22 protein-coding genes are annotated in these 21,774 nt (G+C 70.5%); 14 read left to right on the top strand and 8 right to left on the bottom strand.

The features are described 5' to 3' along the window. Position 1 precedes the first annotated feature (1 nt). The 3 genes from G9U51_RS05585 to G9U51_RS05575 are packed head-to-tail and all read left to right on the top strand — an operon-like array spanning position 2 to position 3,049. Positions 2–598: a TetR/AcrR family transcriptional regulator gene (locus G9U51_RS05585; RefSeq protein WP_166194442.1), complete on the top strand. Its 597-nt coding sequence runs from the start codon at positions 2–4 to the stop codon at positions 596–598. Continuing rightward, positions 595–1,746 (top strand): alanine racemase, encoded by a 1,152-nt coding sequence (locus G9U51_RS05580; RefSeq protein WP_166194439.1) that lies wholly within the window; start codon positions 595–597, stop codon positions 1,744–1,746. The genes G9U51_RS05585 and G9U51_RS05580 overlap by 4 nt, the downstream gene beginning before the upstream one ends. Beyond that, positions 1,739–3,049, top strand: a complete 1,311-nt coding sequence (locus G9U51_RS05575) for a D-arabinono-1,4-lactone oxidase (protein ID WP_166194436.1) — start codon at positions 1,739–1,741, stop codon at positions 3,047–3,049. Before G9U51_RS05580 ends, G9U51_RS05575 begins: the two co-directional genes overlap by 8 nt. A gap of 2 nt (positions 3,050–3,051) precedes the next feature. On the opposite strand, the gene rarD is transcribed toward G9U51_RS05575, so the two are convergent. The 3 genes from rarD to G9U51_RS05560 form a co-directional block, all read right to left on the bottom strand. Beyond that, positions 3,052–3,981, bottom strand: a complete 930-nt coding sequence (gene rarD, locus G9U51_RS05570) for an EamA family transporter RarD (RefSeq protein ID WP_166194433.1) — start codon at positions 3,979–3,981, stop codon at positions 3,052–3,054. A 194-nt stretch (positions 3,982–4,175) separates the two neighbouring features. Further along, positions 4,176–5,246, bottom strand: a complete 1,071-nt coding sequence (locus tag G9U51_RS05565) for a 2-oxoacid:ferredoxin oxidoreductase subunit beta (RefSeq protein ID WP_166194430.1) — start codon at positions 5,244–5,246, stop codon at positions 4,176–4,178. Continuing rightward, positions 5,243–7,108 carry a 2-oxoacid:acceptor oxidoreductase subunit alpha gene (locus G9U51_RS05560; protein WP_166194427.1) on the bottom strand — a complete coding sequence of 622 codons (1,866 nt, stop codon included), beginning with the start codon at positions 7,106–7,108 and terminating at the stop codon, positions 5,243–5,245. The genes G9U51_RS05565 and G9U51_RS05560 overlap by 4 nt, the downstream gene beginning before the upstream one ends. Before the next feature lie 104 nt (positions 7,109–7,212). Here G9U51_RS05560 and G9U51_RS05555 point away from each other — a divergent pair, with 104 nt between their 5' ends. Continuing rightward, on the top strand, positions 7,213–7,830 hold the full coding sequence (locus G9U51_RS05555) for a hypothetical protein (protein WP_166194424.1): 618 nt from the start codon (positions 7,213–7,215) through the stop codon (positions 7,828–7,830). 125 nt (positions 7,831–7,955) lie between these two features. Here G9U51_RS05555 and G9U51_RS05550 read toward each other — a convergent pair whose 3' ends face one another. Genes G9U51_RS05550 through G9U51_RS05530 form a run of 5 tightly spaced genes read right to left on the bottom strand, consistent with a single transcriptional unit; the run spans position 7,956 to position 12,293 of the window. Further along, entirely contained in the window at positions 7,956–8,651 is a 696-nt protein-coding gene (locus tag G9U51_RS05550; protein ID WP_166194420.1) for an urease accessory protein UreD, read from the bottom strand. Further along, entirely contained in the window at positions 8,648–9,337 is a 690-nt protein-coding gene (gene ureG / locus G9U51_RS05545; RefSeq protein WP_328823332.1) for an urease accessory protein UreG, read from the bottom strand. The genes G9U51_RS05550 and ureG overlap by 4 nt, the downstream gene beginning before the upstream one ends. Further along, entirely contained in the window at positions 9,330–9,962 is a 633-nt protein-coding gene (locus tag G9U51_RS05540; protein ID WP_166194413.1) for an urease accessory protein UreF, read from the bottom strand. The genes ureG and G9U51_RS05540 overlap by 8 nt, the downstream gene beginning before the upstream one ends. Then, on the bottom strand, positions 9,962–11,677 hold the full coding sequence (locus G9U51_RS05535) for an urease subunit alpha (RefSeq protein ID WP_166194410.1): 1,716 nt from the start codon (positions 11,675–11,677) through the stop codon (positions 9,962–9,964). The genes G9U51_RS05540 and G9U51_RS05535 overlap by 1 nt, the downstream gene beginning before the upstream one ends. A gap of 1 nt (position 11,678) precedes the next feature. Next, on the bottom strand, positions 11,679–12,293 hold the full coding sequence (locus G9U51_RS05530; protein ID WP_166194407.1) for an urease subunit gamma: 615 nt from the start codon (positions 12,291–12,293) through the stop codon (positions 11,679–11,681). A 108-nt stretch (positions 12,294–12,401) separates the two neighbouring features. Between G9U51_RS05530 and G9U51_RS05525 the strand changes: the two genes are divergently transcribed. From G9U51_RS05525 to G9U51_RS05480, 10 genes are all read left to right on the top strand, one after another. Continuing rightward, entirely contained in the window at positions 12,402–12,782 is a 381-nt protein-coding gene (locus tag G9U51_RS05525; RefSeq protein WP_328823330.1) for an NADH-quinone oxidoreductase subunit A, read from the top strand. Further along, positions 12,769–13,479 carry an NADH-quinone oxidoreductase subunit B gene (locus tag G9U51_RS05520; protein WP_235945554.1) on the top strand — a complete coding sequence of 237 codons (711 nt, stop codon included), beginning with the start codon at positions 12,769–12,771 and terminating at the stop codon, positions 13,477–13,479. The genes G9U51_RS05525 and G9U51_RS05520 overlap by 14 nt, the downstream gene beginning before the upstream one ends. Next, positions 13,476–14,015, top strand: a complete 540-nt coding sequence (locus tag G9U51_RS05515; protein WP_166194400.1) for an NADH-quinone oxidoreductase subunit C — start codon at positions 13,476–13,478, stop codon at positions 14,013–14,015. Before G9U51_RS05520 ends, G9U51_RS05515 begins: the two co-directional genes overlap by 4 nt. A gap of 1 nt (position 14,016) precedes the next feature. Continuing rightward, on the top strand, positions 14,017–14,976 hold the full coding sequence (locus G9U51_RS05510; RefSeq protein WP_166194396.1) for a complex I subunit 1/NuoH family protein: 960 nt from the start codon (positions 14,017–14,019) through the stop codon (positions 14,974–14,976). Between the two features lie 132 nt (positions 14,977–15,108). Continuing rightward, entirely contained in the window at positions 15,109–15,663 is a 555-nt protein-coding gene (locus G9U51_RS05505; protein WP_166194392.1) for a NuoI/complex I 23 kDa subunit family protein, read from the top strand. Continuing rightward, on the top strand, positions 15,660–16,178 hold the full coding sequence (locus G9U51_RS05500) for an NADH-quinone oxidoreductase subunit J family protein (protein ID WP_166194389.1): 519 nt from the start codon (positions 15,660–15,662) through the stop codon (positions 16,176–16,178). Before G9U51_RS05505 ends, G9U51_RS05500 begins: the two co-directional genes overlap by 4 nt. Beyond that, positions 16,175–16,537, top strand: coding sequence for an NADH-quinone oxidoreductase subunit NuoK (gene nuoK, locus G9U51_RS05495; RefSeq protein WP_166194386.1), 363 nt, complete (start codon positions 16,175–16,177; stop codon positions 16,535–16,537). The genes G9U51_RS05500 and nuoK overlap by 4 nt, the downstream gene beginning before the upstream one ends. Further along, the gene (locus G9U51_RS05490) at positions 16,534–18,531 is read left to right on the top strand and encodes an NADH-quinone oxidoreductase subunit 5 family protein (protein WP_166194384.1); all 1,998 of its coding nucleotides are present in this window, start codon (positions 16,534–16,536) and stop codon (positions 18,529–18,531) included. Before nuoK ends, G9U51_RS05490 begins: the two co-directional genes overlap by 4 nt. After that, the gene (locus G9U51_RS05485) at positions 18,525–20,024 is read left to right on the top strand and encodes a complex I subunit 4 family protein (protein ID WP_166194382.1); all 1,500 of its coding nucleotides are present in this window, start codon (positions 18,525–18,527) and stop codon (positions 20,022–20,024) included. Before G9U51_RS05490 ends, G9U51_RS05485 begins: the two co-directional genes overlap by 7 nt. Then, positions 20,021–21,451 (top strand): NADH-quinone oxidoreductase subunit N, encoded by a 1,431-nt coding sequence (locus G9U51_RS05480; protein ID WP_166194380.1) that lies wholly within the window; start codon positions 20,021–20,023, stop codon positions 21,449–21,451. The genes G9U51_RS05485 and G9U51_RS05480 overlap by 4 nt, the downstream gene beginning before the upstream one ends. Positions 21,452–21,774: the final 323 nt, after the last annotated feature.

The following is a 21,774-nucleotide window of genomic DNA, read 5'->3' as shown; positions in this document are numbered from 1 at the left end:
CATGGCACGGGTGGCGGCAGAGGTCCGACGTGGAGAGCTGGTGCAGGCGGCGATCCGGGTCGGCCTGGACGAGGGTCTCGAGGCGGCGACCGTCCGCCGGATCGCGCGTGAGGCCGGGGTTTCGCTGGGCACGGTGCATTACTGCTTCGGATCCAAGCGAGCGCTGTTCGAAGCGGTGGTCGAGAGCATCTCCCAGCCCTCGCTGGAGCTCGGCGACATCGAGCGGGACGATCCGCTGACGGTGATCCGCGCAGCCTTCGAGTCCTACTGGACCGAGGCGGGCGGCAACCGGGACCGGCAGCGGCTGGTCTATGAGTTGGTCACCCATCTGGTCCGCCAGGAGGACCCGGGCCCGGATCTGGCACGGATGATGTTCCGTCAGGCGTACGAGACGGTCGAGCAGTTCGTCGATCACTACGCGCTGCGGATCGACGGGCTGCCCGTCGACCGCGAGACAGTGGCCCGGATGGTCGTGGCGATGACCGACGGGGTGGCCCTCGCCTGGATCGCGGACGGGGACGACCAGGCAGCGCTGCGGGTGCTGGATGCCTATGCCTTGATGTTCGCCGCCACCCTGGGGCTGGGCCGGCGCACGTGATCTCGCCGCCGTGGGATGTGGTGCGCGGCGCCGGGGCTCCGGTCGCGGTGGTCGACCTGGACGCCTTCGACGCCAACGCCGACGCGCTGGAATCCGCCGCCGGGGGCGTGCCGCTGCGGGTCGCGAGCAAGTCGGTGCGGGTGCCGGAGCTGATCCGGCGGGTGCTGGCGCGGCCCGGCTGGCAGGGCGTGCTCGCCTATTCGGTCGCCGAGGCAATCATGTTGGCGCGCAACGGAATTGACGACGTAGTCGTCGCCTATCCGAGCGTGGACCGCGCGGCGATTGCCGAGGTGGCCGGCTCGCCCTCGCTCGCCGCGGCGGTGACCTTCATGGTCGATCTGCCCGAGCACCTGCGGCTGCTCGACGAGCTCGCGGCCGGGACACCCTTGCGCGTCTGCCTCGACATCGACTGCTCGCTGCGGATCGGTCGGCTGCGGGTCGGCGCGCACCGCTCGTCGCTGGGCACGCCAGCCGCCTCGAGTGCCCTCGCCCGGCTCGCCTCCGGTATGCCGGGGGTGCGCGTCATCGGCCTGATGTTCTACGAAGCCCAGGTGGCCGGGGTGCCGGACGACCACCAGGCAGGGGTCCGCGCGATGAAGCGAGCCTCACTGCGGCAGCTGCGCCGAGACCGGGCCCGGCATACCGCCGCGGTGGGGGAGCACGCGCGGCTGGAGTTCGTCAACGGGGGCGGCACGGGCTCGCTCGCGCAGACCCGCCTCGACCCGGTGGTCACCGAACTCGCAGCAGGCTCAGGCCTTTTCAAGCCAGCGAGCTTCGACGGCTTCGACGACAGCGGGCTCGTGCCGGCCGCGTGGTTCGCCTCGCCGGTCGTGCGCAAGCCGCGGCCTGATGTCGCGGTCACCTTCTCCGGCGGGTATGCCGCCTCGGGCGCGGCCGGCGCTTCGAGGTCACCGTCGCCGGTTTTCCCCTCGGGGTTGCGCTACTTCGGCTCCGAAGGCGCCGGCGAGGTGCAGACGCCGCTGCGGGGTGAGGCGGCGCGCTCACTCGAGGTCGGCGACCTGGTGTGGTTCCGGCATACCAAAGCAGGTGAGATGTGCGAACGATTCGACACGGTGACGCTCGTCAGCGCAGGCGAGGTCGTGGGGTCGGCGAAGACCTACCGGGGTGAGGGGCACAACTTTGGCTGAGTGGAGCAACTGGTCGGGCACCGTTGTGGCACAACCGGATCGCATCATCGCGGTGCGCGATGTGGCGCACGTGCAGGAGATCTGCGCGACGGCGACGCGGGATGGCTTGCGGGTCAAGCCGATTGGGTCCGGGCATTCGTTCACCGGGATCGGGGAGCCGGTCGACATCCAGCTGCGGATGGACGCGCTGGCCGGCATCCGGTCGGTCGACGAGGAGGCGGGGCGGGTGTGGCTCGGTGCGGGCACCCGGCTGGCCGATGCGGTCGTCGACCTGCATGCCCGCGGGCTCGCGCTGGCCAACCAAGGCGACTACGACCGGCAGACCTTGTCGGGTGCGACCTCCACCGGCACGCATGGCACTGGCATCGGGCTGACCGGCTTCGCCGGGATGGTGCGCGGGGTCGAGCTGGTGCTGGCCGACGGGTCGCTGCTGCGCATCACCGACACCTCGCACGCTGACTGGCTGCCGGGGGCGGCGTTGACGTTGGGCGCGCTCGGTGTGCTCACCGCAATCGAATTCCAGTGTGTCCCAAGCTATTTGCTGACCTCGGTGGAAAAGCCGATGGAGCTGGCGGAGGTGCTCGGCGGCCTGGACGACCTGGTGGACTCCCACGACCATTTCGAGTTCTTCTGGTTTCCGGCGAGCCGTCGCGTGCTCGCGAAGCTGAACGAGCGGCATACCGACCTGGCGCGCCGCGACCCCCTGCCGGGCTGGAAGGCGCGGCTGGACGACGACCTGATCGCCAACAGGCTGTTCGGGGTCGTCAACGAGCTCACCACGCGAGTGCCCCGGCTGTCCGCCCCGCTCAACCGGGTCAGCACGATGGCGCTGTCCGGCCGCAGCTACACCGACTGGTCGCACATCGTCTATCCGACCGACCGCGACGTGCGCTTCCGGGAGAGCGAGTTCTCGGTCCCGCGGGCGGCGGTGGCGCCGGTGCTGCGCGAGCTCGACGGCTGGCTGCGGCGGCATTCCTCCATCACCTCCTTCCCGCTGGAGGTGCGCTTCACCGCGGCGGACGATCGGTGGCTGTCCACCGCCTACGGGCGCGCCTCGGGGTATATCGCGGTGCACCAGTTCCACAAGCGCCCGCACCAGGACTATTTCGAGGCGTTCTGGTGGATCCTGCGCGCGCACTGCGGGGACGAGGCGCGCCCGCACTGGGGCAAGATGCACGATCTGGATGCCGCACGGCTGCGCGCGGCATACCCGAAGTTCGACGACTTCGTCGCGCTGCGCGACCGGCTCGACCCGGCGCGGACCTTCGCCAATCCCTATCTCGACCGGGTGCTCGGCGCCTGAGTTCAGCAGGCGGCGCCCTGGGCGGCGCGGGCCAGGCGGCGAGCGCGGGTGGTGGCCTGCAGCGAGTCGACGGTGAGGATCGCGAGGGCCACCCAGACGATCGCGAAGCCGATCCAGCGGGCGAGGTTCATGTGCTCGCCGAGCACGAGGACGCCGCAGAGCAACTGCAGCACCGGCGTGATGAACTGCAGCAGCCCGATGGTCACCAGCGGCACGCGCGAGGCCGCGGCGGCGAAGAGCAGCAATGGCACAGCGGTCGCGATGCCGGTGCTGAGCAGCAGCAGCGTGTGCCCGACGCCCTGGGTGGTGAAGGTCGTCTCGCCGCGCGCGGTGATGACCGCCAGGATCACCACGGCCACCGGAGCGAGGACGGCGCTCTCGGCGGCGAGGCTTTGCAGGGCGTTCGCGGAGCCGCCGATGCGCTTTTTCATCAGGCCGTATGCCGCGAAGGTCAGTGCCAGCGTGATCGAGATGAGCGGCGGACGGCCGTAGTCGATGGCGAGATAGACGCAGGCGATGACGCCGACGCCCACCGCGACCCACTGCAGGGGGCGCAGCTTCTCCCGCAGCACGATCACGCCGAGCGCGACGGTGACCAGCGGGTTGAGGAAGTAACCGAGGGCCGCCTCGACGGTGTGGCCGGTGACGACCGCGAAGATGTAGACGACCCAATTGATCGCGATGAGCACGCCCGCAACCGCCATGGTGCCAAGGCGGCGCGGGTCGCGTGCGAGGTCGCGCAGGAAGCGCAGCTGCTTGGTCGCCGCCAGGGCAATCAGGCAGACGACCAGCGTCCACAGGATGCGGTGGCACAGCACCTCGAAGGCGGTCGCCGGCTTGAGCGCGGCGAAGTAGAGCGGGAAGGCGCCCCACAGCAGATAGGCGAGGAAGCCGTACACGGTGCCCTGGCTCTGCTCACTGCGTTGCTTCACGAGCCGACGCTAGTGCAAAGCTTCGAAGTGCAATACATCGGTCTGCGATCCGAGCGCTGCCACCGTTGTCGCTGGTTGAGCAAGCGGGGGAGCGAAGCGGAGGAGCGCGTCGAAACCGCGCTGGCGAGACTTCACCGTGGCGCTGGGTGCCGCCTACCTCCCGCCTGCTCGCGCGGTGATGGGTGCCCGCTCGGTTAGACCGTCCAGGTGTCGTTGCCGGCGAGCAGCGTGGCCAGGTCTGTGTCGCTGTGGTGACCCTCACCGGAGGCGGCGGCGAGCTGGCGACGCACGCCGTCGTCATACGTCGGGCGGTCGACGGAGCGGAAGATCCCCATCGGCACGTGCGCGAACGACGGGTCGTCCAGTCGCGAGATCGCGAACGCGGTCGAGGGGTCCGGGTCGTCGACGCGGTGCCGTATGACGGCCGCCGGGTCCGCGTCCTGCTCCGGCACCACGCGCAGCCCGTCGACGTCACGCACCACGACGCGGGCGTCGGCACCCTCGCCGGCGCGGATGGGTTCGCCGTCAACGAGGTGCAGCAGCCGGGCCTGCGCCTCGTCGCGATCCTTCAGCAACTGGAAGGCGCCGTCGTTGAAGATCGGGCAGTTCTGGTAGATCTCCACCAGCGAGGCGCCCCGGTGCGCGGCGGCGGCACGCAGCACGTCGGTGAGATGCTTGCGGTCCGAATCCATCGTGCGCGCAACGAAACTCGCCTCCGCACCGAGCGCGAGCGACACCGGATTGAAGGGCGCATCGACCGACCCCACCGGCGTCGACTTGGTGATCGCGCCGACATCGGAGGTGGGGGAGTACTGGCCCTTGGTGAGGCCGTAGATCTTGTTGTTGAACAACAGAATCGTGATGTTGACATTGCGGCGCAGTGCGTGGATCAGGTGGTTGCCGCCGATCGACAGCGCGTCACCGTCACCAGTCACCACCCAGACCGACAGGTCCTCGCGGCTGGTCGCCAGCCCGGTCGCGATCGCCGGCGCCCGCCCGTGGATCGAGTGCATGCCGTAGGTGTCGAGGTAGTAGGGGAAGCGCGACGAGCAGCCGATGCCCGACACGAAGACGATGTTCTCCCGCTTCAATCCCAGCTCGGGCAGGAAGCCCTGCACCGCCGCGAGGATCGCATAGTCACCACATCCCGGGCACCACCGCACTTCCTGATCGGAGGTGAAGTCCTTGCGGGACAACGCTTCTCCGTCGGGCAGGCGGGGCACGCCGGAAGTCCCCACACTCGGCATACCAATATCAACGCTCACTTCAGCTCCTCCAACTGCTCGCCGATCGCGGTCGCGAGTTCGGCGGCGGTGAACGGCAGCCCGCGGACCGCCGTGTGCGAGTGGATGTCGACGAGATACCTGCCGCGCAGCAGCAGCGCGAGCTGGCCGAGGTTCATCTCCGGCAGCACGACGCGGTCATAGCCGCGCAGCACCTCGCCGAGGTTGGCCGGGAACGGGTTGAGGTGCCGCAGGTGCGCCGTCGCCACCCGCTCACCCCCGTTGCGCAGCAACCGCGCCGCGGCCTGGATCGGACCGTAGGTCGACCCCCAGCCGAGCACCAGCAGCCGTGCGTCGCCGCTCGGGTCGTCGACCGCCAGGTCGGGCACCTCGATGCCGGCGATCTTCGCCGCGCGGGTGCGGACCATGTGGTCGTGGTTGGTCGGGTCGTAACTAATGTTGCCGGTGATGTCGGCCTTCTCGATGCCGCCCACGCGATGTTCCAGTCCGGGAGTGCCCGGCACCGCCCACGGCCGCGCGAGCGTCTCGGGGTCGCGCTTGTAACCGTGGAAGACCGGTTTGCCTTGTGCGTCAACGTCATTCGGCTCGGTGGTGAACTCCACCGGCATCGTCGGCAGCGTCTCGACCGCGGGGATCCGCCACGGCTCGGAGCCATTGGCCAGGTAACCATCGGACAGCACGATCACCGGCGTGCGGTATGCCGTCGCGATGCGCGCCGCCTCCAGCGCGATGTCGAAGCAGTCGGCCGGCGTGGACGGCGCGATGACGGCGACCGGCGATTCACCATTGCGACCGAACATCGCCTGCAACAGGTCGGCCTGCTCGGTCTTGGTGGGCAGGCCCGTCGAAGGTCCGCCGCGCTGCACGTCGACCACGATGAGCGGCAACTCCAGGGAGACCCCGAGACCGATCGTCTCGGCCTTCAGCGCGAGGCCCGGGCCGGAGGTGGTCGTCACACCGAGCGAGCCACCGAAGGACGCACCGAGCGCCGCACCGACCGCGGCGATCTCGTCCTCGGCCTGCAGGGTCATCACGCCGAAACGTTTCAGACCCGACAGCGTGTGCAGCAGATCGGAGGCGGGCGTGATCGGATAGGACCCGAGCACCAGCCGCAGGCCGGTCTGATGCGCAGCCGCCACCAAGCCATAGGCCAAGGCGAGATTGCCGGTGATATTGCGGTAGGTGCCCCCCGGCATACGGGCCGGGGCGACGGCATACTGCACCGCGAAGGTCTCAGTCGTCTCGCCATAGGCGTGCCCCGCCTTGAGCGCGGCCAGGTTGGCCGCGAGGATCTCCGGCTTGGTCGCGAACTTGCGTTCGAGGAAGGAGACCGTGCCGTCGAGCGGGCGGGTGTAGAGCCAGGACAGCAGGCCGAGCGCAAACATATTCTTCGCGCGCTCCTTGTCCTTGCGGGTGAGCGCGTCGTGCTCGGCCAGGGCCTCGACCGTGATCGACGTCAGCGGCACGGCATGCACCTGCCAGGACTCGAGCGAGTCGTCCTCGAGCGGGTTGTCGGCATACCCGACCTTGGCGAGATTGCGCTTGGTGAACTCGTCGCTGTTGGCGATGATCGTCGCGCCGCGCGGCAGATCGCCGAGATTCGCTTTGAGCGCAGCGGGATTCATCGCGACGAGCACGTCCGGCGCGTCACCCGGGGTGAGCACGTCGTGGTCGGCGAAGTGCAGCTGGAAGCTCGAGACGCCCGGCAGGGTGCCCTGCGGCGCGCGGATCTCGGCGGGAAAATTGGGCAGCGTCGACAGGTCGTTGCCGAGCACCGCGGAGTCGGAGGTGAACCGGTCGCCGGTGAGTTGCATGCCATCGCCGGAGTCGCCGGCGAAGCGGATGACGACGCGGTCGAGCGTCTGGGTGGTCTTGCTGGTCACGGTGCCTGCACTGCTCCGTTCGCTGGGTCGGGGCCTGATCTCCACGGTACGCCGCGGCCGGTGCAACACAGCGGGTAGTCAGCCCGATTCCATAGGCTGGCCAGGTGTCCAGATGGTGGTCGCTCTATGTCGTCGACGCAGGCAAACTGCCGCTGGCCGTGTGCTTCGCGTCGTTCGTGCTCACCTTCCTCGGCACGCGGGCCGTCACCCGGCTGATCCGCAGCGGTCGTGGACCCTTCCGCAACCAGGCGCTGCCCGACGGCACGCGCGTGCACCACGCCGTGCCCGGCATCGTCTTGCTGCTGGCCGGCGCGATCACCGCGCTCGCCTCATCCCACCTCGTGCCCCTGATCATCGCCGGCGTGCTCGTGGGTTCCGGCGGCTCGCTCGTGCTCGACGAGTTCGCGCTGATCCTGCATCTGGACGACGTGTATTGGGCGCACGAGGGGCGCGCCTCGGTGCAGGCGGTCGCCTTGACCTGCATGTGTTTTGCCCTGTTGCTGCTCGGCTACACGCCAGCCTCGGTCGAAGCCCTCACCGACCGCGACGCGGCCGTGCGCTATGTCGTGCTCACCGTCGTGCTGCTGACGATCGTGTTCTGCATCGTCTGTGCGATGAAGGGCAAATACCGGCTGGTGCTGCTCGCGGTCTTTCTGCCGATCGTGGCGATCGTGGGGGCGTGCCGGCTCGCGCGACCCGGGTCGCCGTGGTTCCGGCGGTAGGCCGAGGGCTCCCGCAAACAGCGTCGGGCCGTGCGCCGCGCCGACCGGTTCGACCGGCACGTCGACCAGCGCCTCACCTGGCTCGGTGACCTCGTGGCGGGCGCTCCCGACGAAGACCGCACCCCCTATCCCCGCCACGACTGAGCCCCGATCTGAGTCGCCCACTCCTCGAAGGTTGCGTCCAGCGCGGTGTCATGAGCCCGTATGCCGACCGCGCGGGCTACCGCTCCCGGCTGCGCCAGCCGGAACGCGCGGGTGGTCGCCGCGGGTCGGGCACCGAGCAGGGTCACGGTGTCGATCACCCGGTGGGCGCCGAGCATGCCGGGCAGCGTGGCGTCGGCCAGGTCGAGTCGCTCGACCAGGGCAGGGCGCCCGGCATAGGTCAGCTCGGTGTCGCAGACGATGTCGCCGCCGGTCTCGCCGGAGCGTCCCAGGACGAGCGTGTCGCGCATCAGCAGGCGACCGCCCTCGGCCACCGTGGCGTGGGTGGTGCGACGCACCGATGCGCCCTGGGAGAGCACCAGGGGTTCGGCGCGCCATACGAGTGAGGCACCTTCGGCCACATCGATCTCGTTGTCCCACCACGCTTCCCGTCCGCGGGAGTGATAGGCCACGGTGCCAGCGACATCGCGGATGACAAGGTGCATCCCAGCGTCAACGGCGAGCTCGATCCGGACGTGATCCCCGCCGAGCAACGTCGCGTTGGTGGCAACGAGCGCGACCTCCAAGCAGGTGGGGCCGCGCTGCAGCACCCGTGGCGCGAGCAGGCCGGCGACGAGTGTCTGGCCGTCCTGGCGCAGGTGGACCCGAGTCAGACTCAATGCGCGTGCACCGTGCCGTCAGCATGGAAGTGTGGCGCCATCGGGCCCGGGTCGGTGGCGACATGCTCGCCGTGGCGGTGCCGCGCGAGCAGGTGTCGGACCCAGGAGGTCAGCGCCGCGATCGAGTCAGCGTCGTTGCGGGACAACGCGATCACCGGTCGTCCCTCGCGCGCCTGCTCGCCCTCGCGGCGCATCCGGTCGGCGTCGACGCCCACGTGGGGCGCGAGGTCGGTCTTGTTGACCACCAGCAGGTCGGCGCGCGCGATGCCGGGGCCGCCCTTGCGCACCACATCGCCCCCGCCAGCGACATCGAGCACGAAGATCTGGGCGTCGACCAGGGCTGGGCTGAAGGTCGCGGTGAGGTTGTCACCGCCAGACTCGATCAGCACGAGTTCCGTTGCGGGATAGTCGGATTCGAGATCTTCGATGGCGATCGCGTTGGCGGTGATGTCGTCCCGGATGGCGGTGTGCGGGCAGGCGCCAGTCTCGACAGCGCGGATCCGGTCGGGGTCGAGCACGCCCGCGGCGCGCAGCATCCGGGCGTCCTCGTCGGTGTAGATGTCATTGGTGACGACGCCGAGCTCGATCGTGCCGCCGAGCTCGCGGCACAACAGGGCGATGAGCGAGGACTTGCCGGTGCCGACCGGTCCGGCGATGCCAAGGCGCAGGGCGCGGGTTTCAGGCACGGAACAACCTCCTGGTTGCGGTCGAGTGGGCGTGCTGCCATAGCTCCATGAGCGGAGCGGTGGTGGCCGGAATCTGTTGCGGCTCAGTGAGTTTGGCGACATCGGCGACGGCCTCGTCGATCGGGTCGGCGCAGGCGAGCAACCAGCCGACCGGCGTGGCCGGGTCCATCGGGGCAAGCTTGAGCGCCGCCGCGCAGGCCGTCTGCAGGTCGTCGTAGATCGCGACTCGGGCGACCTCGGCGGCGGCGAGCCCCAGGTCGCGCGCCAACGAGCCGAGCGCGATCGGGCGGGGCGTGTCCCGCGGGAGGAGGGAGGTCGGCATACCAAGGGTGCGCGCGAGGCGCAGGTAGCCGCGACCAGCCTCCACGGCGGCGGCGCGGACGACTTCGGACGGCGTGCGCGCGGCCCAGGCGTCGAGCACCTGCTCGACCGGTGCGCCCGCCCGGGTGACGACGGCGGTCGCCGCATCGACCCGGGCGCTGGTGGCCAACCGGGTGCGCAGGAACCCCGGGATGTCCGTTGGCTCGAGCCCGCCCAGGAGCGCGGGCTCCAGCCCCGCGGACTGGGTGTGGCCACCCGCCGGCAGACGCGCATCGGCCAGCAGCAGCGCAGCGATGCCGGACATCAGAAGAGCGAATACCGTTGTGCAAGAGGGAGTTCCGCCACAGGTGCGGGCTCGACCGGCTCGCCGTGGATGGCGATCGCGAAGGACTCGGGGTCGATCTCGATCGCGGGACACAGGTCGTTATTGACCATGTCCGCCTTGGTCACCGACCGGGTGTCGCGAACGACCTCGACCGGATGCCGCAGGCCGAGCTGGTCACCGATCCCCGCCGCCAGCGGGCCGACGAAAGTGATCGAGTTGTCGGCTGCGGCCTCGGTCACCAGAGCGGGCCGCATCAGCACCGGCTGCGGCGTCGGGATCGAGGCATTGGGATCGCCGAGGGCGGCCCAGACGATCGCGCCGCCCTTGACCACGATCGAGGGACGCACTCCGAAGAACGCCGGATCCCAGAGCACCAGGTCGGCCAGCTTGCCGACGTCGATCGAGCCGACGAGGTGGTCGATACCATGGGCCACCGCGGGATTGATCGTGTACTTCGCGACATAGCGCCGGGCGCGCTCGTTGTCCGCCTGCGCGCCGAGCGGCCCGCGCCGGGCCTTCATCACGTGCGCGACCTGCCAGGTGCGGGTGATGACCTCACCGATGCGGCCCATCGCCTGGGCGTCCGAGGAGGTCATCGACAGCGCGCCGAGGTCGTGCAGGATGTCCTCCGCAGCGATCGTCGTCGCGCGGATCCGGGACTCGGCGAAGGCCAGATCCTCCGGCACCGACGGGTTCAGGTGATGGCAGACCATCAACATGTCCAGGTGCTCGGCGACCGTGTTGATCGTGTGCGGCAGCGTCGGATTCGTCGATCCCGGAAGGACATTCGGCTGTCCGGCGATGCTCAGGATGTCCGGGGCGTGGCCGCCTCCGGCGCCCTCGGTGTGGAAGGCGTGGATCGTCCGCCCGCCGATCGCGGCGAGGGTCGAGTCGACATAGCCGCACTCGTTGAGCGAGTCCGAGTGCAAAGCCACCTGCAGGCCGAAGTCATCCGCCGCCCGCAGTGCGGCGTCGATCGCCGCCGGCGTCGCGCCCCAGTCCTCGTGCACCTTGTATGCCGCCGCGCCGGCCTCGGCCTGCTCGCGCAGTCCCGCTGTGCTCACCGTGTTGCCCTTGCCCATCAGCAGCAGGTTGACCGGCAGGTGGTCCAGGCCGCGCAAGACTGAGTGCAGATGCCAGGGGCCAGGAGTGACGGTCGTGGCCTTCGATCCCTCGGACGGGCCGGTGCCCCCACCGCCCAGAGTGGTCAGCCCGCTGGCGAGGGCCTCGTGCACCTGCGAGGTGGAGAGGAAATGCACGTGCAGGTCGATGCCACCGGCGGTGAGGATGCGGCCCTCACCCGCGATCACGTCCGTGCCAGGGCCGATCTCCAGATCCGGTGAAATTCCTTGCGCCACAGCGGGATTGCCCGCACGCCCGATGCCGGCGATGCGCCCATCGCGGATGCCGACATCGGCCCGCACAACACCCCAGTGGTCCAGGACCACCACCCCGGTGATGACGGTGTCCAGCGCGCCGTCGCCGCGGGTGCGGGTGCCCTGCGCCATCGACTCGCGCACTGTCTTGCCGCCACCGAAGATCGCCTCGTCGCCATAGGACACGCCACCACCCGGCAGCTGAGCCACCAGATCGCGCTCGACCTCGATCCACAGGTCGGTGTCGCCGAGGCGCACCTGATCGCCGACGGTCGGGCCGTAGAGCCCGGCATACCTCTGGCGGGACAGCCAGGCCATGTCAGGCCCGCCCGATCCGCAGGCCCGGCACCTCGCGGGTGCCCTGCAGCGTCACCGCCGAGACTCGACGGGACACCCCGGGCTCGAAACGCACCGACGTGCCCGCCGGCACATCCAGCCGAAACCCTTGTGCCGCTTGACGATCGAAGTCCAACGCGTCATTCGCGTCGGGCAGGTGCAGATGCGAGCCGACCTGGATCGGCCGGTCGCCGGTGTTGGTCACCACCAGCTCGATGCGTTCACCCTCGGGGCGCGGGTTGAGCTCGAGCTCGCCGTCGGCGGGACGCACGGCGCCCGGCCGGTCGGCCGGATCCCCCTGGATCGGATGGTGCAGCGTCACCAGCTTGCGGCCGTCGGGGAAGGTCGCCTCGACCTGCACATCAGTCACCATCTCGGCGACCCCCGGCATACAGTCACCCGCGGTCAGCACCTCACGGCCGCGCTCCATCAGCTCCGCCACGGTCGCGCCTTCCCGCGCCCGCTCGATCACCCAGGTCGACAACAGCGCCACGGCTTCGGGGTGATTGAGCCGGACACCGCGAGCCTGCCGGTCACGCGCCACCATCCCGGCCACGGCGAGCAGCAACTTCTCGGTGTCCGAGGGCATGAGATGCATGACCGTAGTCAACCGGGCCCGCATGTCCGGTGTGTTTCGGCGCCGCAAAGTGCTCGTAATGTGCGCTGCCCGGCGCCCGCCACGGGTGCGCTCGGTAGGCTGCGGGCCGTGCATACCGGACTCGGCGGCTATCTCGTGCTCGGCGGGGTCACCGTCGCGGCGCTGCTGCTCTTCGCCGCGGCGATGGTCGCCCGCCGGTTGCTCGCGCCTCGCGCGCCGGGCCTGACCAAACAGTCGACCTACGAGTCCGGCGTCGACCCGGTCGGCGGCGGCTGGGCCCAGACGCACGTGCGCTATCTCGCCTATGCCTTCTTGTATGTCGTCTTCGCCGTCGACGCGGCCTATCTGTTCCCGTGGGCGCTCGTGCTGCGCGATCAGCGGGTCGGCGTCGCCAGCCTGGTCGAGATGGGCATCTTCATCAGCGTGATCCTGGTGGGGCTGCTGCACTTCGCCCGCCGCCGCGCCCTGAGTTGGGATGACGATGACTGACCTGCCGATGCCACGCGTCGGCCCGCTGCAGGAGGCCACGCCCAAGCCGATGCGCCTGATCCTCAACTGGGGCCGGCGCTACTCGCTGTGGGTCTTCAACTTCGGATTGGCTTGCTGCGCCATCGAATTCATCGCCGCCTCGATGGCGCGCCACGACTTCATCCGGCTCGGTGTCATCCCGTTCGCCCCCGGTCCGCGCCAGGCCGACCTGATGGTCGTGAGCGGCACGGTGACCGACAAGATGGCGCCGGCGGTGCGTCGCCTCTACGACCAGATGCCCGAGCCGAAATATGTGATCAGCTTCGGCGCCTGCTCCAACTCCGGCGGCCCCTACTGGGACAGCTACTGCGTCACCAAGGGCGTCGACCAGCTCATCCCGGTAGACGTCTATGTGCCCGGCTGCCCGCCCCGCCCCGAGGCGCTCTTGCAGGGAATCCTGTTGCTGCAGCAGCGGATTGCCTCCGAGCAGCCGGCCTCGCGGTCCCTGCGCAAGAAGTCGTATGCCGACCGCCGCGCCGCCGCGGCCGTGCTCAGCCGGCCGTTCGTGTCCGCGCAGGACCGGGAGCGCCTCGCCGGAGCGCCGAGCGAGAGTGACGTTTCGCGGGGAACTAGTGACGCTTCGCGGGGAACTGGTGACGTTTCGCGGGGAACTGGTGACGTTTCGCGGGGATCTACTGACGTTTCGGGGGAAGCGTGAGCGAGAGCCCTGCGCGCACCGTCGAACCCGGGCAGTGGCTGGAGGCGGCCCGCGAGCTGCGTGAGGAAGGGTTCACCTTCTTCGACTTCCTCACCGCGGTGGACGAGACCGACACCGAGGCGGGCGGCTTCGAGGTGGTGCTGCACCTGTATGCCGTCGAGCCCGAGGGCCTGCGCGACACCTTCCTCACCACCCGCGTCCCCGATGGCGAGCTGCTGCCGAGCCTGACCGAGGTCTGGCCGGGCGCCGCGTGGCACGAGCGCGAGACCTTCGAGATGTTCGGCATCGGCTTCACCGACTTCGTCGACACCTCCGGCCTCGGGCTGCGACCGCTGCTGCTGCCGGACGGCTTCGAGGGCACGCCGCTGCGCAAATCCTTCGTGCTCACCGCCCGCGTCTCCAAGCCCTGGCCCGGCGCGAAGGACCCGGCCGACGCCAGCCACGGCGATCAGAAGGGCGACAAGAAGCCCGCCCGCGCCCCGCGCCGCCGGATGCAGCCGCCCGGCATACCGGACGAGTCCTGGGGCCCGCGCTGAGATGACCGTCACCGAAGTCGTGCTGCGCTGCCTGATCGTGCTGGTCGGGTTCCTCGTGCTGCCGCTGCTCATCGGGCAGACCGAGCACAAGTTGATGGCCCACATGCAGGGCCGTCTCGGCCCGATGTATGCCGGTGGTTTCCACGGCTGGGCGCAACTCGTCGCCGACGGCGTGAAGTTCGTGCAGAAGGAGGATGTCGTCCCAAGCGCGGCCGACAAGCCGGTCTTCCGGTTCGCGCCGGCGCTCGCGCTCGCGTCATACCTGATGGCGCTCGCGGTCGTCCCGCTCGGCCCGGTGACCTGGGGCGCCAATGTGCCCGGCTCGCTGGTGTGGGTGCTGGCGGTGGGCGGCATCGGTACCCTCGGCACGCTGATGGCCGGCTGGAGCTCGGGCAACAAATACTCGCTGCTCGGTGGTCTGCGCGCCGCGGCCCAGCTCATCTCCTACGAATTGCCGCTGATCCTCAGTTGCGCATCCTTCGCGATGGCCGCCGGCTCCCTGTCGCTGGTCGCCATCGGGCACGCCTGGACCCCCTGGTGGCTGATCTGGCAGTTGCCCGGCGCCCTGGTCTTCCTCGTCGCCGCGACCGCCGAGCTGCAGCGCCCGCCCTTCGACATGCCGGTCGCCGACTCCGAGCTGGTCTTCGGGCCCTACACCGAATACACCGGTCTGCGGTTCGCGTTCTTCCTGCTCGCCGAATATGCCGGGATCGTCGTCATGTCGCTGCTGCTGGCGGTGCTGTGGCTGGGCGGCTGGACCGGCCCCTTCGATCACCAGATCGGCGTGCTCTGGACGCTGCTCAAGGGCTTCGGTATCGCGCTGGTGATCTTGTGGATGCGGATGTCCTGGCCCCGACTGCGCGAGGACCAGCTGCAGCGGATTGCCTGGCTGTGGCTGGTGCCGCTCGCCCTACTTCAGATCGCCATCACCGCGGCCGGCGTCGTGCTGATGTCGCGCTGAGGTCGCACGGACGCGGTCCGCGCCGCGAGATGTTCGCGCGCATCGCCGCGGTCGCACCGGGCACGCCCACGTGCGGCAGGTACCGTTACCACCCGTTGCACCGCTCGAAGACCGGATCAGGAAGGGCTGCTCATGGCCAGGCAGGAGAAGGAATCGCGCGGCCTGGTGCCGGGCCTCCTCTCCGGTATGGCGACGACCGCCCGCACCGCCTTCCGCCCGACCCACACCCGGCAATATCCGGATGTCGCCCCCGACCTGCCGCCGCGCTCCCGCGGGGTCATCGCGCTGCTCGCCGACAACTGCACCAGCTGCATGCTGTGCGCCCGCGAATGCCCGGACTGGTGCATCTATATCGACTCGCACAAGGAGACGATCCCGCCGGCGAGCGAAGGCGGCCGGCCCCGGCAGCAGAACGTGCTGGACCGGTTCGCGATCGACTTCTCCCTGTGCATGTACTGCGGCATCTGCATCGAGGTCTGCCCGTTCGACGCGCTCTTTTGGAGCCCGGAGTTCGAATACGCCGAGACCGACATCCGTGACCTGTTGCATGAGAAGGAGCGGCTCGGGGAGTGGATGGCGACGGTGCCGCCGCCCGCGGCCTTCGAACCCGGCGCGCTCGAGGAGGTCGTGGTCGACGAGCCGGCCACCGAGGAGGACGCGACGCAGCCGCCCGAGGCGACCCGATGACGGCATACGACCTGTGTTTCGCGATCGTCGGCCTGCTGTCCGCCGCCAGCGGGCTGCTCGCGGTCACCACCAAGCACCTCACCCACGCGGCGCTGTGGCTGGTGGTCTGCCTCGGCAGCCTGGCCGGCTGCTATCTGGTGCTCGGTGCTGAGCTGGTCGCGCTCGTCCAGGTGCTGGTGTATGTCGGGGCCGTGGTCGTGCTGGTGCTCTTCGCGATGATGGTGACCCGCGCTCCCATCGGCCGCAGCACCGAGCACGACACCTCCCTCACCCAGCGCGCCGCGGCGGTGGTCGTTGCCGCTTCGACCGCTGTGCTGGTCGGTGCGGTGCTCGTCTCCCTCTTCAGCGGACCGGCCCGGCGGATCGACGTGGCCGGCACCCACGCCCTGGCCACCGAACTCTTCGGCACCTGGGTGTGGCCCTTCGAGCTGCTGTCGCTGCTGCTGCTCATCGCCGTCGTCACGGCGCTCGCGCTCACCCGGTTGCGCTCCGAAGCGCCGGAGGACGACCGGTGATCCACGCGTGGCTGCCCGCGGTGCTCGTCGCCGTGCTCTTCGGTCTCGGGCTGTATGGCGTCCTCGCCCGCCGCAACGCCGTCCTGGTGCTCATCGGGGTCGAGCTGATGATCGCCGCGGCCGGGCTGCTGCTCGTCACCTCCGGGGCGGTGCACCCCGACCCGCGCCGAGCCGGGCTAACCTTGACGCTCTTCCTCATCACCATCGCCGCGGCCGAGATCGCGGTGGCGCTCGGCGTGGTGATCGCGGTCTTCCGCGCCCGCGGCGATGTCGACATGTCGCTGGCCACCGGTGAGACCCGGGTGGTCGATGCCACCGATCCCAATATCCCGGTGATGAGCCAGAGGGACGGAGCGTGAACCTGCAGGCGTGGCCGGTGCAGCCCGGCCAGTTGGTCGTGCTCGTGCCCGCCGCCACGGCGGTGCTCATGGTGCTGCTCGCCCGGCGGAGCAATGCGGTCAACTTCGCGATCGCGATCCTCGGCGCGCTGCTCGGGCTGGGCGCGGCCGGGCTGCTCGCCGCCCAGGCGGCCCGCGGCCCGCTGCCGGCCGACCTGCCGACGATCGGCGCGCTGCCGGTGGGCCCCGGCATCGCGATCCCGCTGCGCCTGCACATCGACCACATCGCGGTGCTGGTGACCGGCGCGGTCGCGATCGTCAGCCTCACCGTGCAGGCCTTCGCCCGCTGGTATCTCTTCCACGACCCGCGCTACCGCCAGTTCGCCGCGACCGTCGCGCTGTTCACCGCCGCCATGCAACTCGTCGTGGTCTCCGACGACGTGCTGCTCACCCTGGTCGGCTGGGAACTCATGGGCTGGTGCTCCTACCTGCTCATCGGTCACGACTCCGAGCGCGAGAAGGCGAGGCGGGCGGCATACAAGGCCTTCCTGGTGACCCGGTTCGCGGACGCACCCTTCGTCGTCGGCATCGCCGCGCTCGCAGTCGTCGCGCAGACCACCTCGATCCGCGCGATCGTGCAGCACTGGAGCGCGCTCAGCGGTTCGCTCACGCTGACCGCCGCGCTGATCTGCATCATCTGCGGCGTGGCCGGCAAGTCCGCCCAGGTGCCCTTCCAGGACTGGCTGCCGGACGCGATGGAGGGCCCCACGCCCGCGTCTGCTCTGATCCACGCCGCGACGATGGTGGCCGCCGGCACGATCGTGCTCGCGCGGTTCGCCCCGCTGCTGGCCGGCAATGGCACCGCCCGGCTGGTGCTCGCGATCAGCGCCGGCCTGTCGACCGTATTCGCGGCCGCGCTCGCCTTCTGCCAGCATGACCTCAAGCGGCTGCTCGCCTGGTCGACGGTCTCGCAGGTCGGGCTGATGCTGCTCGCGATCGCGGCGCTGCGCCCGGGCGTCACGCCGGACCTCGCGGTGCTGCACCTGCTGTCGCACGCAGCCTTCAAGGCGCTGCTCTTCCTCGTCGTCGGCTGGCTGGCCGTCCTCACCGGCTCGACCGTGGTCGAGCGGTTGTCGGGCGCCGTCACCGACCACCCGCGCACCCGCCGGCTGGTCGCGGCCGGTTTGCTCGCCCTCGCCGGTGTGCCGCCGACGATGGGTTTCGTCTCCAAGGACCTCATCGTCGATGAGGCGCTGCGGTCGGCCGCCGATCGTGACGCCGCCTCGGTGGTGGCCGCGCTCGCGCTGATCATCGTCGTCCCGCTGACCGCGGCCTATGCGATGCGGGCCTGGCTGGTGCTCACCCACCGCACGGTGTCCGAGCGCTACCAGGAGCTCGACGTCATCGACGACTCGCGCTCGGTGCGCGAGGTCGGCCTGGCCGAGATGCTGCGCGAGGCCGAGCCGGTCGACGCGCACGGTCACGCCCTCGAGCCGGCCCCGGCGCCCGATCCCGAACCCGTCGACGACAGCCCGCGTCCGCCGATCCCGACCCGCGGCCTGCTGTGGGTGCTCGCGCTGGTCGCGGTCTTCGGCGGCGTGCTGATCCTCAGCCCCTGGCTCACGGTCGACTATCTGCACCCGAACTGGTGGATCGTCGCGTCCGCGCTGATGGCGATGGCCGCGGCCGCCATTCTGGTCCGGGCGATGGCGCTGCGCACGGTGTATGGCGACGCCGCAGCTCGCCTGCCGAGGTATGTCCGCTCGGTCGCCTCCCGCGGCCTGGACCTCGACCGGGTGTATGTCGCGCTCGTCGCCACCCCGGTCCTCGCGCTGGCGCGGGTCGTGGCCCGGCTTGACGGCGCAGGGGAGCGCGGTGTCGCTGCGCTGCCCGGTGCGGCCGAACGGTTCGGGCGGTGGTCGGAGACCAAGCACCGGCGCACGCCGACCACCGGGCTGGTCGCGGTCGCCCTCGGAGTGCTGGTGATCGGGCTGCTCGGGGTGACCTTGTGGTAGCTGCACTCTGGGTCGCCGGGGTCCTCCCGCTGCTGACCGCTGCTGTGCTGCTGGCCCTGAGCCGGCTGCCGCGCCGCGTGCCCGAGACCGCGGTCTTCGTGATCTCGCTGGCGAGCGCGGCGATCTCGCTGGTCGCCGCGGTGCTGGTGGTATGGCGCCGCCCCTCCGTCGACCTGCCCTGGGTGCCGGGCCTCGGATTGCGCTGGCAGCTGGGCGTGGACGGCATCAGCGGGCCGTTGCTCGTGCTCGCCGCCGCGGTCACCGTGCTCGCGGTGCTGCAAGTGCGCACCGAACCCACCAAGGGCGGCTCGCCCGCGCTGCACCAGGCCTGCCTGGCCGCCGTCCAGGGCGGCGCGGCGCTGACCTTCCTCGCGCGCGACGCGGTGCTCTTCTTCGTCGCCTTCGAGATCGTGCTCATCCCGATGTGGGTGCTCATCGCCGTCTTCGGCGACCGCAGTGAGCCGGGCCGGGCCAAGGCCGCCGCCACGACCTTCGTCCTCTACACCGTGGCGGGCTCCACGATCATGCTCACCGGCATCGTCGGCCTGGTGTATGCCGGGGGCACCGCCGATCTCGCCCGGCTGTCGGGCTCCGGCATACCTGCGGGGCAGCAGACCCTGCTCGCCGCGGTGCTGCTGCTCGGGCTCGCGGTGAAGGTGCCGCTGTGGCCGCTGCACTCCTGGCTGCCCGCCGCGCACACGACCGCGCCGACGAGCGGATCGATGGTGCTTGCGGCGGTGCTGCTCAAGATGGGCACTTATGGCGTCGTGCGGCTGGTGGTCGGGCCGCTGCACGAGGGCTTCGCCCGGCTGGCGCCGATCGTCGGCACCCTCGCGGTCATCGGCATCCTCTGGGCCGGGCTGATCTGCCTGGTGGAGCGCTCGCTCAAGCGGGTCATCGCGTATTCCTCGGTGGCCCACATGGGCGTGGTGATGCTCGCCCTCGCCTCCGGCAGCGCGCTCGGACTGCAGGCCGCGCTCTACGGCAATCTCGCGCACGGCGTGATCTCGGCGCTGCTCTTCGCCGTGGTGGGCGGGCTGAAGCACCGCTGGCACGGTGACGACCTGCAGCTCGCCCGGCCCGGTGCTCGCGACCTCAGCCCCCGCCTCGGACTCGCGCTGGTGCTCGGCCTGGCCGCCTCGCTCGGCGTGCCGGCGCTGGCGGGCTTCTGGGCCGAGTTCCTCACCGTGGTCGCCGCGTGGTCGCCCGCCGACGGCCGCAGCGTCGGCTACTTCCGCGTCCTCGCAGCGCTCGCTGCGCTGGGAGCCGTGCTCGGGGCGGCATACGCCTTGCGGGTCGCCCGGCTGGTGTGGGCCGGCTCGGACACCGGGGATGCCCGCGAGCCGGTGGCGAAATGGCCGGACCTGCACGCCGCCGAATGGGTGGTGGTGAGCACGCTGGCGCTCGCGGTCGTCGTGCTCGGCGTCTGGCCGAACGGGCTGATGCAGCTGGCCGCCCCCGTCGTGCGCGACCTGCTGGGGGTGGCCCGGTGAAGGTCTCGGTCAACTGGCTGACGCTGCTGCCGGTGCTCGTGCCCGCGCTCGCGGCGATCCTCGTGCTGCTCGTCGACGCCGTGCTGCCGCGGCGCACGGCGCTCCACTGGTGGTTCGCGGCGGCCGCGCTCGTCGGCGGGATGGTGGCGACCGTGCCGGCCGCACGTGCCCCGGTGCGCACCTTGTGCGGCTCCGGCCAACCATGCCTGTATGCCGCCGACCGGGTCACCGCGGCGCTGCAGCTGGCAGCCTTCGCGTGCTCGCTGGTGGCAGTGCTGCTCGCGGTGCCGGTGCGCCGGGCCTCCCGCCTCACCGCGGTGGAGGCGAGCGCGGTGCTGTCGGCGACGGCTGGTGCGGTGGGCGTCGGTGCTGCGCGTGATCTCGGCGCCTGGCTGGTGCTGCTCGAACTCGCGACGCTCCCGCTCGTGGCGCTGGTCGCGTTCCGGGCTCGGCGCACCGCGGTGGACGGTGCTCTGTCGATGCTGACGACGGCGCTGACCTCCTTCGGCGTGACCGCCGTGGGTGCGGCACTCTGGTTCAGCGCCACCGGCTCGGCGACCTTCCTCGGGGACGCCGCCGCGCAAGCGATGCTGGACGACGACAAACGCCGCGGTGTCGTGCTGGCGGTGCTGCTGCTCGTCGCGGGCGTGGCCTTCAAACTCTCGCTCGCGCCCTTCCACGCCTGGACCCCCGAAGCCTTCGACGGGGCCTCGACCCCGATCGGTGCGCTGCTTGCCACCACCTCCAAGATCGCGGCCGTCGCGGCGCTGGTGGTCGTGCTGCGCAGCGCGAGCGCGATCAGCAGTTCCACCCTCTATGTCCTCGGCGCGCTCGCCCTGGCGTCGATGACGCTTGGCAACCTGATGGCCCTGCGCGAGCAACGCACCCTGCGCTTCCTCGCCTGGTCCACCATCGCGCAGGCCGGCTGGGTGGTGCTGCCGCTGTCGACGGTCGACCGCCCTGGTCTGCCCGCCTCGGTCGCCTATCTCGTCGTGTATGCCGTCGCCACCCTCGTCGTCTTCGCGGTGGTGACCCTCGTGGCCCATGCCGACGGCCGGGATGCGGCGACCGACCTGTCGGCATACCGCGGGATCCTGCGCACCCGGCCGGTGGCCGGTCTGGCGCTGGCGCTGGCGTTGCTGGTGCTCGCGGGGCTGCCGCCGGGCGTGGTCGGGCTGGTCGCCAAGGTCGCCGCGATCGTGCCGGTGGTGCATCAGCACGCGTGGTGGCTGGCGATCGGTGCCGCGCTCAACGCGATGCTGGGTGTGGCGGTCTACCTGCGGTGGTTGTGGCTGCTGTGGCAACCGGCCGGTGCGGCGCAGCGCGACCCGGCGCATCCGGTGCACCGGGTGGTCGTGGCGCTTGGCCTGCTGGCGTTGGTGGTGACGAGCGTCCTGCCGGGGACGGTGCTGGCCTTCCTGCGCTGAGTGCCGCACTCGCCTGCGGTCGCCGCACTCGCATGCGGCTGGCGCTCTTGCAGACGCTCCGGCCACTCGCATGCGCTGACCACGGTCTGCAAGCGGCGTTACCGCATGCAAGTGGGTGCATGGCATGCGAGTGCGCCGCACATCTGGCACACCACCTCAGATCTGGCACCGCACCTCAGATCTGGCACCGCACACCGTGCCAGACGTGCACATAGGTGCCAGATCTGCCCGCCCCGGCCGGAGCCTGAGCAGGCGGGCCGGAAGCGTGCGGTGACCGGCGGCGGCATACGGAACAACGGGGCTTCTCCTAGCCGTTGGAGGGG

Source organism: Metallococcus carri, assembly GCF_011440275.1.
In the GTDB taxonomy this organism is placed as follows: Bacteria; Actinomycetota; Actinomycetes; order Actinomycetales; family Dermatophilaceae; genus Metallococcus; species Metallococcus carri.
This window is presented reverse-complemented; position numbering and strand designations above follow the sequence as displayed.

Excerpts from the sequence above, each read along its gene's own strand:
- G9U51_RS05585 (WP_166194442.1), top strand. The coding sequence starts at position 2 with ATGGCACGGGTGGCGGCAGAGGTCCGACGTGGAGAGCTGGTGCAGGCG.
- G9U51_RS05540 (WP_166194413.1), bottom strand. The coding sequence starts at position 9,962 with ATGTCCGGCATCGCTGCGCTGCTGCTGGCCGATGCGCGTCTGCCGGCG.
- G9U51_RS05535 (WP_166194410.1), bottom strand. The coding sequence starts at position 11,677 with ATGGCCTGGCTGTCCCGCCAGAGGTATGCCGGGCTCTACGGCCCGACC.
- G9U51_RS05530 (WP_166194407.1), bottom strand. The coding sequence starts at position 12,293 with ATGCATCTCATGCCCTCGGACACCGAGAAGTTGCTGCTCGCCGTGGCC.
- G9U51_RS05520 (WP_235945554.1), top strand. The coding sequence starts at position 12,769 with ATGACGATGACTGACCTGCCGATGCCACGCGTCGGCCCGCTGCAGGAG.
- G9U51_RS05510 (WP_166194396.1), top strand. The coding sequence starts at position 14,017 with ATGACCGTCACCGAAGTCGTGCTGCGCTGCCTGATCGTGCTGGTCGGG.
- G9U51_RS05505 (WP_166194392.1), top strand. The coding sequence starts at position 15,109 with ATGGCCAGGCAGGAGAAGGAATCGCGCGGCCTGGTGCCGGGCCTCCTC.
- G9U51_RS05500 (WP_166194389.1), top strand. The coding sequence starts at position 15,660 with ATGACGGCATACGACCTGTGTTTCGCGATCGTCGGCCTGCTGTCCGCC.